At 51.1% G+C, this 13,980-nt stretch carries 13 protein-coding genes and 1 rRNA gene; 7 read left to right on the plus strand and 7 right to left on the minus strand.

Translation table 11 applies throughout. The features are described 5' to 3' along the window. The first annotated feature begins 19 nt into the window (after positions 1–19). A 5S ribosomal RNA gene (gene rrf / locus KXR87_RS10355) occupies positions 20–135 on the plus strand. Between the two features lie 86 nt (positions 136–221). On the opposite strand, the gene mobB is transcribed toward rrf, so the two are convergent. Next, the gene (gene mobB, locus KXR87_RS10360) at positions 222–755 is read right to left on the minus strand and encodes a molybdopterin-guanine dinucleotide biosynthesis protein MobB (RefSeq protein WP_437432182.1); all 534 of its coding nucleotides are present in this window, start codon (positions 753–755) and stop codon (positions 222–224) included. Then, a complete protein-coding gene (gene mobA / locus KXR87_RS10365; protein WP_437432183.1) occupies positions 737–1,312 on the minus strand; it encodes a molybdenum cofactor guanylyltransferase MobA in 576 nt (191 codons plus the stop codon). The genes mobB and mobA overlap by 19 nt, the downstream gene beginning before the upstream one ends. Before the next feature lie 77 nt (positions 1,313–1,389). On the opposite strand from mobA, the gene KXR87_RS10370 reads away from it, so the two are divergent. The 3 genes from KXR87_RS10370 to dsbA all read left to right on the plus strand — a co-directional run bounded on the left by KXR87_RS10370 (position 1,390) and on the right by dsbA (position 3,373). After that, positions 1,390–1,659, plus strand: a complete 270-nt coding sequence (locus tag KXR87_RS10370) for a YihD family protein (protein WP_437432184.1) — start codon at positions 1,390–1,392, stop codon at positions 1,657–1,659. 76 nt (positions 1,660–1,735) lie between these two features. Beyond that, positions 1,736–2,722 (plus strand): serine/threonine protein kinase, encoded by a 987-nt coding sequence (locus tag KXR87_RS10375; RefSeq protein WP_437432185.1) that lies wholly within the window; start codon positions 1,736–1,738, stop codon positions 2,720–2,722. A 27-nt stretch (positions 2,723–2,749) separates the two neighbouring features. Then, positions 2,750–3,373 carry a thiol:disulfide interchange protein DsbA gene (dsbA, locus tag KXR87_RS10380; RefSeq protein ID WP_437432186.1) on the plus strand — a complete coding sequence of 208 codons (624 nt, stop codon included), beginning with the start codon at positions 2,750–2,752 and terminating at the stop codon, positions 3,371–3,373. 11 nt (positions 3,374–3,384) lie between these two features. Here dsbA and KXR87_RS10385 read toward each other — a convergent pair whose 3' ends face one another. Next, entirely contained in the window at positions 3,385–4,293 is a 909-nt protein-coding gene (locus tag KXR87_RS10385; RefSeq protein WP_437432287.1) for an acyltransferase, read from the minus strand. Positions 4,294–4,715: 422 nt separating this feature from the next. Here KXR87_RS10385 and polA point away from each other — a divergent pair, with 422 nt between their 5' ends. Then, positions 4,716–7,499: a DNA polymerase I gene (gene polA, locus KXR87_RS10390; protein ID WP_437432187.1), complete on the plus strand. Its 2,784-nt coding sequence runs from the start codon at positions 4,716–4,718 to the stop codon at positions 7,497–7,499. A gap of 301 nt (positions 7,500–7,800) precedes the next feature. On the opposite strand, the gene yihA is transcribed toward polA, so the two are convergent. Next, the gene (gene yihA, locus KXR87_RS10395) at positions 7,801–8,433 is read right to left on the minus strand and encodes a ribosome biogenesis GTP-binding protein YihA/YsxC (protein ID WP_437432188.1); all 633 of its coding nucleotides are present in this window, start codon (positions 8,431–8,433) and stop codon (positions 7,801–7,803) included. 559 nt (positions 8,434–8,992) lie between these two features. Between yihA and yihI the strand changes: the two genes are divergently transcribed. Continuing rightward, positions 8,993–9,493, plus strand: a complete 501-nt coding sequence (gene yihI / locus KXR87_RS10400) for a Der GTPase-activating protein YihI (RefSeq protein WP_437432189.1) — start codon at positions 8,993–8,995, stop codon at positions 9,491–9,493. A gap of 185 nt (positions 9,494–9,678) precedes the next feature. Further along, entirely contained in the window at positions 9,679–11,052 is a 1,374-nt protein-coding gene (hemN, locus tag KXR87_RS10405) for an oxygen-independent coproporphyrinogen III oxidase (protein ID WP_437432190.1), read from the plus strand. 37 nt (positions 11,053–11,089) lie between these two features. On the opposite strand, the gene KXR87_RS10410 is transcribed toward hemN, so the two are convergent. The 3 genes from KXR87_RS10410 to glnL form a co-directional block, all read right to left on the minus strand. Beyond that, positions 11,090–11,212: a YshB family small membrane protein gene (locus KXR87_RS10410; RefSeq protein ID WP_437432191.1), complete on the minus strand. Its 123-nt coding sequence runs from the start codon at positions 11,210–11,212 to the stop codon at positions 11,090–11,092. 111 nt (positions 11,213–11,323) lie between these two features. Then, positions 11,324–12,733 carry a nitrogen regulation protein NR(I) gene (gene glnG / locus KXR87_RS10415; RefSeq protein WP_437432192.1) on the minus strand — a complete coding sequence of 470 codons (1,410 nt, stop codon included), beginning with the start codon at positions 12,731–12,733 and terminating at the stop codon, positions 11,324–11,326. Positions 12,734–12,741: 8 nt separating this feature from the next. Then, positions 12,742–13,791, minus strand: coding sequence for a nitrogen regulation protein NR(II) (gene glnL, locus KXR87_RS10420; RefSeq protein ID WP_437432193.1), 1,050 nt, complete (start codon positions 13,789–13,791; stop codon positions 12,742–12,744). Between the last annotated feature and the right edge of the window lie 189 nt (positions 13,792–13,980).

The following is a 13,980-nucleotide window of genomic DNA, read 5'->3' on the forward strand; positions in this document are numbered from 1 at the left end:
ACAGAGCACAAAGAATTTGCCTGGCGGCACTAGCGCGGTGGTCCCACCTGACCCCATGCCGAACTCAGAAGTGAAACGCCGTAGCGCCGATGGTAGTGTGGGGTCTCCCCATGCGAGAGTAGGGAACTGCCAGGCATCAAACAAGTGAAGAGCCCATCCTGACGGATGGGCTTTTTGCGTTTCTGCTGCAAAAAAACCACCTGACGGTGGCTATCCTACGCTTATTCACCCCTTTTTGATGATTCCCGCCACTGGAGTACAAATTCCACGATCTGTGGAATATCATTAATATCCAAATTCGGTACATCCAGAGTAAGCGGAATATCACTGGCAACGGCAATAACATGTGTATCAACGCTGAGTTCGCTGATGTCATGCCCGCATCCCTGACGAAATAACAGGATTTTGGGAACGGCTTCATCTTTGAACCCTTCCACCAGCACCAAATCCAGCGTGGATGGATCCATCCGGCTGACTAACCAGGCAAGATCCACATCAGGTTCTTCAGGGGTTTCCGTGATCAATGCCCAACGACGAGCACTGGCCACAATGGTCTGCGCGGCACCTGCTTTACGTAACCTGTAACTGTCCTTTCCTGGTTCATCCACATCCATATCATGATGAGTATGCTTAATCAGCCCAGGCCGTAACCCCTTTTCACACAGCGCCGTGATGAGTGCTTCTAAGAGGGTCGTCTTACCTGTACCACTCCATGCGGCAATAGCCAGCAGTGGAATTACACTTTGTCTTCCCAACGTGCTAAATCCTCCGGCGTATTTACGTTAATAAACGCCTGCGGCCTGTCGCTGAAATCGACGGAACGTCCACCTGCGCTCTTTAAAAAAACCATGACTCTGCGCTCACCCCTATCAATATAGTGTTGAAGCTCTGGCACAATATCCCGATGCATTAATGCAATGGTTGGATGATCGCGTTCACCATCATGCACCCATATGGCCCGAGAGGCTGCTGTCGCAGGATATAAACGTATAGCCAGATCAGCAGGGATAAAAGGGGTATCGCAGGGCGAAAATAAAAACCAGTCACTGTCCCACTGCGACATCACTGAAAGCATTCCAGCCAAAGGACCCGGATAGTCGGCAATACAATCCTGAATTACGGGCAATCCACTCGCCCGGTACACTTCCAGGTTGCGGTTTGCACTGACAACAAGGTTATCCACTTGCGGCCTCAATAGGTGCGCCACGTGCTGCCATAAAGGTTTACCTTTTAATTCAAGCAGGCCCTTATCTTGCCCACCCATACGTGAGGCTTTGCCTCCCGCCAGAATGACACCCGTTACCCTACCCATGCCAATCACCTTACCGCCTCTTTTATTGTGGGTTTGACCCTGCTAACGTATCTGCACCCAGAGTAAGGAGCACGACCATGAAATGTAAACGTCTGAACGAAGTTATCGAACTCCTTCAGCCCGCATGGCAGAAAGAGCCGGAATTAAATCTGATCCAATTTTTGCAGAAACTGGCAAAGGAGTCAGGTTACGAAGGCGAACTGAGTGATTTAAGTGATGACATTCTGATCTACCATCTGAAGATGCGTGATTCTGAAAAAGATGCCGTCATCCCAGGACTTAAAAAAGACTATGAAGAGGACTTCAAAACCGCCTTACTGCGCGCGCGTGGCGTAATTAAAGAGTAAAAGCTTGTAAGAGGCGCCACCGAAAGCGCAGTGAAATGATATCCTGAATCATTCGTTTTTATTTGCGGATAATGGGATGAACCATAACGCTTTTACTTTCCAGACTCTTCATCCAGACACCATTATGGATGCGCTGTTTGAGCTGGGATTACGGGTCGATTCGGGCCTGACGCCGCTCAACAGCTATGAAAATCGGGTCTATCAGTTCCAGGATGAAGATCGTCACCGCTATGTGGTGAAGTTTTATCGCCCTGAGCGTTGGTCCGCCGATCAAATTCGGGAAGAGCATCAGTTTGCCGGGGAACTTCTGAATGACGAGGTTCCCGTCGCCGCCCCCCTTTCATTTCATCAGCACACGTTATTAACCCACCAGGGTTTTTACTACGCCGTTTTCCCCAGTATGGGGGGGAGGCAGTTTGAACCCGATAACCTTGATCAGATGGAGTGGGTGGGTCGTTACCTTGGACGCATGCATCAGACAGGGCGTAAATCCTGCTTTACCCATCGTCCTGACATTGGCGTGAAAGAATATCTCATTGAACCCAGGCAGGTATTTGAGACTACAACACTTATACCATCGGCATTAAAACCCGCTTTTCTGAGCGCGGCTGATAAGCTTATTGATGCAGTAATGGCGCAATGGCACTCCCGCTTTACCAGCCTCCGGCTGCACGGTGATTGTCATGCCGGGAATATACTCTGGCGAGATGGCCCTTTATTTGTGGATCTTGATGATGCCCGCAATGGCCCGGCCGTACAGGATCTCTGGATGCTTTTACATGGTGATAAAGCCGAACAGCGTATCCAGCTTGAGACAGTTATCGAAGCGTATGAAGAATTTTGTGAGTTCGATACGGCGGAATTAAGCCTTATTGAACCCTTACGGGCCATGCGCCAGGTGTATTACCTGGCATGGATAATCCGCCGTTGGGAAGATCCTGCTTTCCCAAAAAACTTCCCGTGGTTGACCGGAGAAGATTACTGGCGTGAACAAACTTCTACTTTTCTCTGGCAAGTGAAGGCGCTTCAAGAGCCGCCTTTGCAATTAACGCCATTTTATTAATGTGACACATCCTGGAGAGTATTAACCATGAAGAAAATTTGGCTGGCGCTGGCGGGAATGATTCTGGCATTTAGCGCATCTGCTGCTCAGTTCAGTGACGGCAAACAGTACATCACACTTGATAAGCCAGTAGCGGGAGAACCACAGGTACTTGAGTTTTTCTCATTTTATTGCCCACACTGCTACGATTTTGAACATGTCTGGCATATCGCGGATGCGGTAAAACAGAAGCTGCCGGAAGGCACTAAAATGACCAAATACCATGTGGAGTTCCTCGGCCCGCTGGGTAAAGAGATGACGCAGGCATGGGGCGTAGCAATGGCACTGGGAGTGGAAGATAAAATTACCGCGCCTATGTTCGAAGCGGTACAGAAAACACAAACCGTTCAGAGCGTTGCCGATATTCGCGATGTCTTTATTAAGGCGGGCGTAAAAGGTGAAGAGTACGACGCTGCCTGGAATAGTTTTGTGGTGAAATCCCTGGTTGCTCAGCAGGAAAAAGCAGCAGCCGACCTGCAGTTACGCGGCGTCCCTGCCATGTATGTCAACGGTAAATACCAGGTGAATATGCAGGGCATGGATACCAGTAGTATGGATATCTTTGTTCAGCAATATGCCGATACGGTAAAATTCCTGGTCGAGAAGAAATAAAAAAACGCCGGTCATTGACCGGCTTTTTTATATTCATTTTTTAGCGCGCTGAGTTGCTTGTCTTTTTCATCCCAAAGATTATTCAGCCATTGCTGAAAACCACGCTTGAAATGCTTATCTCCAACGTAATCGCCATGCAGTTCTTCTTGAACAGGCAATACGTTCACGCGAATGACAATGCGGGTGAGTTTCCCGCTAAGCATGTCATAAAACGGCTTTGCGTCATTTTCCGGATAGCACAAGGTGACGTTAAGTAATTTATCGAATTGCGAACCCAACACGCTCAGCGTCATTGCGATACCTGCGGCTTTTGGCGGTAACAGATTCGTAAATGACGAGCGGGTGTTAAGGCGTTTTTCTTCCGTAAAGCGTGAGCCTTCAACAAAGTTTACGATAGTTGTCGGGTGCGTACGAAATTTCTCGCATGAGCGGCGGGTTGTCTCGACATCTTTACCGCGACGCTCCGGGTGGCGGATAAGATAGTTGCGCGAGTACCGACGCATAAAAGGCATATCCAACGCCCAGCATGCGAGTCCGATAAAAGGCACCCAGGCGAGCTGTTGTTTAAGGAAATACTTATTCATGGGGATATGCTTACGAAAAAGCACACAGAGCACCACGATATCCGCCCAGCTGTGGTGGTTACAAATAAGCAGATACCAGTTTTTCTTATTAAGCCCATCCAGGCCTTCAATATCCCATTGTAAATGTGGATTCAGGCGCAACAACCGGGCCAGCCCCTGACACCAACAATACATCATGAAATTACAAAAAACGGAAATGGCGCGCCATAAGGGGGGTACAGGTAAAAGCAGCTTTATCATACCGGCCATAATGATGGGCACAGCACAGAGAATGGTCACCACGATGGTAAGCACACTGCTTATCATTAAGGTAAAAACAGCGAGTAATCTCGACATAATTAATTTATTCAAAACGTTAATAGCAAAATGGTGTTTTAACGAGGCGCAAGGCGGCGATTCTACCAGAATATGCCCGGCGTTTTTGTAGAAAGGAGGTCTGATTTCCGCAACGTCCGAACGAGGACGTAAGTAAGGCTTTTTTCTTATATCCACAAAGAGCAAATAATCGCCAAAACGCAATAATGATCGCTAATATTTTTTTAAGCTATTGAAAATAAAGTATAGATACAATTCTGCGATCGTCAGTAATGCACAATAATCCAGACCGGAAGAAACAATTCACAAACTTATCCACAGATAATTCGCGCATGCGATCTCCAGGATCGTCAATTCTTTGCGAGCAATGAGGGCGAAAAACTGATGTTTTTGCTCGTATGTGGCATCCTTTAACCATAAATTGATAAACAGGCATGGTCATCATGGTTCAGATCCCAGAAAACCCCCTTATCCTCGTAGACGGTTCTTCCTACCTTTATCGCGCCTACCACGCGTTTCCTCCGCTGACTAACTCAGCGGGAGATCCTACCGGTGCGATGTACGGCGTGTTGAATATGTTACGCAGCTTGATTTTGCAGTATCAGCCTACGCATGCGGCGGTGGTATTTGATGCGAAGGGTAAAACCTTCCGCGATGAACTCTTTGAACACTATAAATCTCACCGTCCTCCAATGCCGGACGATCTGCGCGCGCAGATTGAGCCTCTTCACGAAATGGTCCGGGCGATGGGGTTGCCGCTGATGGCGGTATCCGGGGTGGAAGCGGATGATGTCATTGGTACACTTGCCCGTGAAGCGGAAAAGATGGGGCGTCCGGTGTTGATAAGCACGGGTGATAAAGACATGGCGCAACTGGTAACACCAGGGATCACCCTCATTAATACGATGACCAATACCATTCTTGGGCCGGAAGAGGTGGTGACGAAATACGGTGTTCCACCTGAACTGATTATCGACTTCCTGGCGCTGATGGGTGACTCGTCGGACAACATTCCTGGCGTACCGGGCGTGGGGGAGAAAACTGCACAAGGTCTGCTTCAGGGGCTGGGTGGGCTGGATACGCTTTATGCAAATCCGGATAAAATTGCCGGACTCTCTTTCCGCGGAGCCAAAACTATGGCCGCGAAACTTGAGCAGAATAAAGAGGTCGCCTACCTCTCCTACAAACTGGCGACCATCAAGACGGATGTGGAACTCGAACTGACCTGCGAGCAGCTTGAGGTCCAGCAACCTTCAACTGAAGCGCTGGTGGATCTGTTTAAAAAGTATGAATTCAAGCGCTGGATTGTTGATGTCGAAGGCGGGAAGTGGCTGCAGGCAAAAGGGGCTAAACCCACTGCTACTCCTAAGGAACCTGTCGTTGTTGAAGAGGATGCAACGCCTGCCGTGCAGCTTTCAGCAGAGAATTATGTCACCATTCTTGATGAGTCTGTGCTGCAGGAGTGGATCACGAAGCTAAAAAAAGCGCCTCTCTTTGCCTTTGATACAGAAACAGACAGCCTGGACAATGTCAGTGCCAACCTGGTAGGACTCTCATTTGCAATCGAACCTGGCGTGGCGGCCTATGTGCCTGTCGCGCATGACTACCTCGATGCGCCTGAACAGATTTCGTGCGAAAGGGCACTGGCGTTGCTCAAGCCGCTGCTGGAGGACGAAAACGCGTTGAAAGTCGGGCAAAATCTGAAGTTCGACCGCGGCATCCTGCAAAACTACGATATTGAGCTTAGGGGGATCGCCTTTGACACTATGCTTGAGTCCTACATTCTCGACAGCGTAGCCGGGCGCCATGATATGGACAGCCTTTCTGACCGCTGGCTGAAGCATAAAACCGTCACCTTTGAAGAGATCGCAGGTAAAGGCAAGAACCAACTCACTTTCAATCAGATAGCGCTTGAACAGGCAGGGCATTATGCCGCGGAAGATGCGGACGTTACCCTTCAGCTGCATCTGAAAATGTGGCCGGAGCTGCAAAAACACGCAGGCCCCCTGAATGTCTTTCAGAATATTGAGATGCCGCTGGTGCCCGTCCTTTCGCGTATCGAGCGTAATGGCGTCAATATTGATCCCGCTGTTCTGCGTAAACACTCATCTGAGATTGCATTGCGCCTGACAGAACTGGAAAAGAAAGCGCACGAGATTGCCGGCGAGCCGTTTAATCTGGCCTCAACCAAACAGCTGCAAACCATCCTCTTTGAAAAGCAAGGCATAAAACCCCTGAAAAAAACGCCGGGCGGCGCGCCGTCTACGTCAGAAGAGGTGCTGGAGGAGCTGGCGCTGGATTATCCGCTGCCAAAAGTCATCCTCGAACACCGTGGTTTATCGAAGCTGAAATCAACCTATACCGACAAGCTGCCGCTGATGATCAGCGAGAAAACAGGCCGTGTGCACACCTCTTACCATCAGGCGGTGACGGCGACAGGGCGTTTGTCCTCAACCGATCCAAACCTGCAAAACATTCCGGTGCGTAACGAAGAAGGCCGTCGTATCCGTCAGGCGTTTATTGCGCCGAAGGATTATGTGATTGTCTCTGCCGACTATTCACAAATCGAGCTGCGTATCATGGCGCACCTGTCTCGTGACAAAGGCCTGCTGTCTGCATTTGCTGAAGGCAAAGACATTCACCGCGCCACCGCGGCCGAAGTCTTTGGTATGCCACTGGAAAGCGTGACGAATGACCAGCGTCGCAGCGCGAAAGCCATTAACTTTGGTCTGATCTACGGCATGAGCGCGTTTGGATTGTCGCGCCAGCTCAACATTCCGCGTAAAGAATCGCAGAAGTATATGGACCTCTATTTCGAACGTTATCCGGGCGTTCTGGACTATATGGAGCGTACCCGCGCACAAGCGAAAGAGCAGGGCTATGTTGAAACGCTTGAAGGACGCCGCCTCTACCTGCCAGATATTAAGTCCAGTAATGGTGCTCGTCGTGCCGGTGCTGAGCGTGCGGCAATTAACGCTCCGATGCAGGGTACTGCCGCTGACATCATCAAGCGCGCCATGATCGCGGTAGACGCCTGGCTGTTAAGCGAAAAACCCCGCGTGAAAATGATCATGCAGGTCCACGATGAACTGGTATTTGAAGTCCATAAGGATGATGTGGATGCGGTGTCGAAAAAGATCCATGAACTTATGGAAAGCAGCACCACCCTGGATGTGCCGTTGCTGGTGGAGGTAGGTAGTGGGCAAAACTGGGATCAAGCGCACTAAGTATTCGTCTGCAAAGGCCATTTTTATGTAAGTAAGCAACATAACCTATAGGTTTTGTGACGATCATTAGAAATCCCTATGTAAAGATTGAAAAAAAACTACAAAAAATGCTTTGTGCGGAATCGAAAAGGGAGTAGAGTTAAACGCGTAGGGTACAGAGGTAAGATGTTCTATCTTTCAGACCTTTTACTTCACGTAATCGGATTTGGCTGAATATTTAGCCGCCCCAGTCAGAAATGACTGGGGCGTTTTTTATTGGGCGAAAGAAAGAAAAAACGCGGGCAGATGCCGCGTCTGGGGGTTATGCTTCGCTGCTGTTTTCGGTAACTGGTGGGATCGTGTTAAACCAGTTGTCGAGTTTTTCACGCAGTTTATCCACACCTATCTTTTTCAGTGAGGAAAATGCTTCAACCTGCACATCTCCATTAAAAGCAATAACCGCTTCACGTACCATTTTCACCTGCGCCTTACGTGCGCCGCTGGCCAGTTTATCGGCCTTGGTCAATAACACCAGAATCTGCACGTTACTCTCTACAGCCCACTGGATCATCTGCTGATCGAGGTCTTTAAGCGGGTGGCGAATGTCCATCAGCACCACCAGACCCTGCAGACACTGACGCTTTTCCAGATACTCGCCGAGCGCGCGCTGCCACTTAATTTTCATCTCTTCCGGCACTTCAGCATAGCCATAGCCGGGAAGGTCAACGAGACGCTTGCCATCTGCAACCTGAAACAGGTTAATGAGCTGGGTTCGTCCCGGCGTCTTCGAAGTACGCGCCAGGCTCTTCTGATTGGTCAGCGTATTAAGCGCGCTGGATTTACCTGCGTTGGAGCGGCCGGCAAATGCCACCTCAATGCCTGTGTCAGAGGGTAAGTGGCGAATATCAGGCGCACTGGTCACGAAGTGCGTCTGTTGATAGTTCCAGGTAGTCAAAATGGTCGTCTCCGTAATCTTTAGCTTGGGTGGATTATACCTGAACCCACGTAAAAGACTGTTTTTCTCGAAAGGGGGTCATTAACCATCCTTCCTGTAAGAGATTGGCTACAGATGACCGACGACTTTTCGGAGAAGTTGCAGGGTTGAAAAAAGGTAAATCAAAGTAAATCAATGATTTGATTTTATGGAATTATCTGAATTTATCTTTTTTGGCCCTATTGTTGCTTGTGCGTTTGGATTTTGCAGGTAAAGTAGTTGTCAGGGCGAGGAAGCCAACAGGATAGAGACTTAAGGATGAGGGGTCAGGAGCGCCAGGAGGCGAAGACCAGGATACTGTCAGGATGGCAGTCATAAGGAAAAAGGACCGCAACAGGGATTGTGACACGCTAAGGGAAAAACAGGGTAGGTTGTTAGCAAACAAGGAATGTCATACCCCATGAGGGTAGAGGGTCAGAAAAAAAGGCGACAGATTGCTCTGTCGCCTTTTTTCTTTGCTTGCTTTCTGCTAGATTCCGCCGCAATTCTATACTGAATAAAACCATCAAAGCTGAGCATCATGAAAAAACCTTCGACCACTCCACGCGGTAAAACGCACCGTAAAACACGTGAAGAACTGAATCAGGAATCACGTGATCGCAAGCGTGATAAAAAACATCGCGGCAATGCGCCGGGCAGTCGTGCGAGTGGGGCAAGCGAAAGTACGGGCTCCGGCAAACGTTCTCAGCAGAACGATCCACGCATTGGCAGCAAAAAAGCCATCCCACTGGGCGTAACAGAGGCGCCCGTTAAGACGCAAAAAAAACCCAAGAGCGAGAAACCTATGCTTTCACCGCAAGCTGAACTGGATTCGCTGGAAACTGATGAGCGCCTGGACGCGCTGCTGGAACGTTTAGAAGAGGGCGAAAGCCTGAGTGCCGAAGAACAAAGCTGGGTGAACGCCAGACTTGATCGTATTGATGAGCTGATGCAACAGCTGGGGCTCTCTTACGATGATGAAGACGACGAAGAGGAAGAAGGCCGGGAAGATATGATGCGTCTGCTGAAAGGCGGCCAGTAACGGCCACGCATGGGCTTACCCGTCCTGCTTATAACCCTTCCGGTTATATGTTATCTGGTGTGGTTATTCGTTAAACTACAGCGGTTGTCGCAGCGCAAGGTGTGGCTGCGCAACCGGCTTCTGACCCGACAAGCGGTCAGGCCGGGCCGCCGTAAACGACAGCGGCATCATCGGAAGGAGTGAGCATGTCTGAGCAATGTATTGACTGGGATCTGGCCCTCATCCAGAAATATAACTATTCCGGGCCGCGCTATACGTCCTACCCTACCGCGCTCGAGTTTTCTGCCGATTACGGTGAAGATGATTTTCGTGCTGCCGTTGCCCGCTATCCGGGTCGTCCGCTCTCGCTCTATGTGCACATCCCGTTCTGCCACAAGCTCTGCTACTTCTGTGGCTGTAATAAGATTGTCACCCGCCAGCAGCACAAAGCCGATCAGTATCTGGATGCGCTTGAGCAGGAAATTATTCATCGTGCACCTCTGTTTACCGACCGCAGAGTCAGCCAGTTGCACTGGGGGGGCGGTACACCCACCTATCTGGATAAAACGCAAATAAGCCGCCTGATGGGGCTGTTGCGCGGCCATTTCCATTTTGACGAGCAAGCGGAAATCTCAATTGAAGTTGACCCGCGCGAGATTGAACTCGACGTGCTTGATCACCTTCGCGCGGAGGGCTTCAATCGCCTGAGCATGGGGGTGCAGGACTTCAACAAAGAGGTTCAGCGTCTGGTCAACCGTGAGCAGGATGAAGACTTTATTTTTGCGCTGATCAACCGCGCGCGTGAGATTGGCTTCACCTCAACCAATATCGACCTGATTTACGGCCTGCCTAAGCAAACACCTGAAAGTTTCGCCTTTACCCTTAACCGGGTCGCGGAGCTCAACCCGGACCGTCTGAGCGTGTTTAACTATGCGCATCTGCCCACCCTGTTTGCCGCGCAGCGTAAAATCAAAGACGCCGATCTGCCCTCCCCGCAACAAAAGCTGGATATTCTGCAGCAGACCATTACCTCGCTGACTGATGCGGGTTATCAGTTCATTGGCATGGACCACTTTGCCCGTCCGGATGATGAACTGGCCGTGGCGCAGCGGGAAGGCCTGTTGCACCGTAATTTCCAGGGGTACACCACCCAGGGTGATTCGGATCTGCTGGGAATGGGCGTGTCGGCCATCAGCATGATTGGTGACAGCTACGCCCAGAACCAGAAAGAGTTAAAGGCGTATTACCAGCAGGTTGATGAAACCGGCAATGCACTATGGCGTGGTATTGCGCTGACACGCGATGACTGCATACGACGTGACGTCATCAAAGCGCTGATTTGCCACTTCCGCCTGGATTTTGCGGCGGTGGAAAACCAGTGGGATCTTACCTTTAACGATTACTTTGCTGACGATCTGAAGCTGCTTGCGCCGCTGGCAAAAGATGGGCTGGTGGCTATTAACGAGCAGGGGATCAGGGTTACCGCAAAGGGGCGATTGCTCATCCGCAATATCTGTATGTGCTTTGACGTCTATTTGCGTCAGAAAGCGCGCATGCAGCAGTTCTCTCGGGTGATTTAGGGGTTTATCAGGCCTACAGAACGTAGGCCCGGTAAGGTTAGCTAAAAAGTCCAAACAGCGCAGCGCAGAGTACTGCCGCTACGGCTGCTTGCGGTGTATGACCTACCGCAGCGCCGACTTCAACGCTGCCCGACACCATATTAATTAATGATTCCAGCATGATTCAGTTCCCCCGTGAACGGGCAAGATCATACTGAACTCATCGGAACAGTAAAGTGCAAGATTGCAGCAATTTGCGCTCACTATTCAATCTTTACAATATGGCGAGCCGTTACTCCATTCCCAGCTCTTTCAGCTTGCGAGTCAGCGTGTTACGTCCCCACCCCAGCAGACGAGCGGCTTCCTGTTTATGCCCTTGAGTATGACGAAGCGCGGTCGTGAGCAGGGTGCGCTCCATCTCTGGCTGCGCTTCAGAAAGCAGGTTTTGATGACCGGAACGCAGCGCACGATCGGCCCACTGTGCCAGCAGCGTTGCCCAGCTGTCGGGCAGTGATTGTGATGGGTTGTCCGGCACGGTGGTTTCAAACAGTTCTGCTGGTAAATCCTGAATCAATACTTCCTGGCCTGCGGCCATCACGGTCAGCCAGCGACAGGTATTTTCCAGCTGGCGAACGTTACCCTGCCAGGCGAGACGGGTCAGGGCGGCTTCCGTTTCCGGATGTAGCAGCTTCGCTTCGACACCCAGTTCGCGGGCGGCGACCTGCAGGAAGTGACGTGCCAGACGAGGGATATCTTCACGACGTTCGCGCAACGGCGGCAGATGGACGCGAATGACATTCAGGCGATGGAACAGATCCTCACGGAATTTTCCCTCCTGCACACGCAGTTCGAGGTTCTGATGGGTCGCGGCAATAATACGCACATCCACTTTCACCGGCGCGTAGCCACCCACACGATAAAACTGGCCGTCTGCCAGCACACGCAGCAGGCGCGTCTGTACATCCAGCGGCATATCCCCGATCTCATCCAGGAACAACGTCCCGCCATCTGCCTGCTCAAAACGGCCCTGGCGAATCGTATTCGCGCCGGTAAAGGCCCCTTTCTCGTGACCAAACAGCTCAGATTCAATCAAGTCTTTGGGAATGGCCGCCATATTCAGCGCAATAAATGGCGCTTTAACGCGTGGGCTGTGACGATGCAACGCATGAGCCACAAGCTCTTTACCGGTTCCGGATTCCCCGTTAATCAGCACGCTGATGGAGGAGCGTGACAGGCGTCCAATGATGCGAAACACATCCTGCATAGCGGGCGCTTCACCAATAATGTCGGTGGTTGGGCCGCTTACCTGCACGTTGCGTGGCTGTTGCTGCTCCTGATAGTGACTGATGGCACGCTCTACCAGCGCTACCGCTTCGTCAATATCGAAGGGTTTTGGCAGATAATCAAACGCCCCTTGTTGATAGGCGCTGACGGCGGCGTCCAGATCCGAATGGGCGGTCATTATGATGACCGGAAGCATGGGATGACGCTGTTTTATCTGCTTTAACAGGGCAAGACCGTCCATCCCCGGCATACGGATATCCGACAGCAGTACGTCCGGGGTTTTGGTGGTCAGCGCATCAAGCACGTCAGTTGCATTTTCAAAGGTCGTGCAGCTCAAGCCAGCACCGGTGAGCGCGCGTTCAAGCACCCAACGGATGGAGCTATCATCATCAACGATCCAGACTATCCCTCGTTGCATAAACACCTCTATTTCCGAATAGGCAGGAACACCGAAAACTCGGTATGGCCTGGCCAACTGGTGAATTCAATTTTGCCAGAGTGTTGATCGATCAAACTGCGAGCGATGGATAAACCCAGTCCGGTGCCGCCTTCACGCCCGCTGACCATCGGGTAGAACAGCGTATCCTGTAAATGTGAGGGAATGCCCGGGCCGTTATCTTCCACATCAATGCGCGCGGCCAGGCGATAACGTACACCGTGCAGCGTTAACTGGAAGGCGGTGCGCGTCCGCAGAATGATCTCGCCGCCTTCCGGGCCAAGGGCCTGTAAAGCGTTGCGGACGATATTCAGTAACACCTGTTCTATTTGATCGGGGTCGTGCGCCAGTTCCGGTAAGCTCGGATCATAATCACGTACCAGAGTGACATTATCCGGCAGCTCCATCGACACCAGTTTCACCACGCGCTCAGCAACTTTGTGAATACTTTCGGTAACGTGCATGCCGGGCTGCTGCGGTCCGAGCAGTCTGTCGACCAGGTTACGTAACCGATCAGCCTGTTCGATAATCACCTTGGTATATTCCGTCAGCGAGGGGTCAGGCAGTGCTTTTGCAAGCAGCTGCGCCGCGCCGCGTAAACCACCGAGCGGGTTTTTGATTTCATGCGCCAGGCCACGAACCAGATCGCGCGCCGCCACCTGCTGAGCATGCTGTAACTGCTCCTGGCTAAGGCGTCGCTGATTATCCATCGGAGCCATCTCCAGCAGGATGAGGCCTTCAGGTAAGCGTTGTGCCGTTAACGAAAGAATGTGTGAGCGACCATCAATCACCAGGGTCACTTCGTTGTCGGTAAAGCCCTGACCAGCATTAAGGCTCTCGCGCATTAAGACGATGTTCAGTGAAAAATAACTCAGCAGTTCCGGCAGCGGCGTGCCGAATAATTTACGCGAACTCTGCGCCAGTAGTTGTTGTGCGGCTGGGTTGGCGTAATGCACCGCCAGCTCATCATCAACCAGCAAGATGCTGTTGATTAAAGAATTGAGGATCTGCCCAGCATCGGGCAACGAGCCACTCGCCATTCAGCAGTCTCCCAAAAGGTTGCACTAATTTAGTGCATTATAGCTTTTAACCGCTGTTAAAAGCCCGATATCTCAGGGTGGGCGGAGAAAAAAGCCCATCCGAAGATGGGCTACAGATGACGAACAAACTCTGCTACCAGGTGGCAAAGTTTGTTATCAATCTCAAGCCTGCCAGGGCAGGCTAAAAGT

Source organism: Yokenella regensburgei, from assembly GCF_051486985.1.
GTDB lineage: Bacteria > Pseudomonadota > Gammaproteobacteria > Enterobacterales > Enterobacteriaceae > CBFFRJ01.

Coding starts and splice junctions, on each gene's coding strand:
- mobA (WP_437432183.1), bottom strand. CDS start 1,312: ATGGGTAGGGTAACGGGTGTCATTCTGGCGGGAGGCAAAGCCTCACGT.
- glnG (WP_437432192.1), bottom strand. CDS start 12,733: ATGCAACGAGGGATAGTCTGGATCGTTGATGATGATAGCTCCATCCGT.
- KXR87_RS10375 (WP_437432185.1), top strand. CDS start 1,736: ATGAACCATAACGCTTTTACTTTCCAGACTCTTCATCCAGACACCATT.
- KXR87_RS10410 (WP_437432191.1), bottom strand. CDS start 11,212: ATGCTGGAATCATTAATTAATATGGTGTCGGGCAGCGTTGAAGTCGGC.
- KXR87_RS10370 (WP_437432184.1), top strand. CDS start 1,390: ATGAAATGTAAACGTCTGAACGAAGTTATCGAACTCCTTCAGCCCGCA.
- KXR87_RS10385 (WP_437432287.1), bottom strand. CDS start 4,293: ATGTCGAGATTACTCGCTGTTTTTACCTTAATGATAAGCAGTGTGCTT.
- glnL (WP_437432193.1), bottom strand. CDS start 13,791: ATGGCGAGTGGCTCGTTGCCCGATGCTGGGCAGATCCTCAATTCTTTA.
- dsbA (WP_437432186.1), top strand. CDS start 2,750: ATGAAGAAAATTTGGCTGGCGCTGGCGGGAATGATTCTGGCATTTAGC.
- polA (WP_437432187.1), top strand. CDS start 4,716: ATGGTTCAGATCCCAGAAAACCCCCTTATCCTCGTAGACGGTTCTTCC.
- hemN (WP_437432190.1), top strand. CDS start 9,679: ATGTCTGAGCAATGTATTGACTGGGATCTGGCCCTCATCCAGAAATAT.
- yihI (WP_437432189.1), top strand. CDS start 8,993: ATGAAAAAACCTTCGACCACTCCACGCGGTAAAACGCACCGTAAAACA.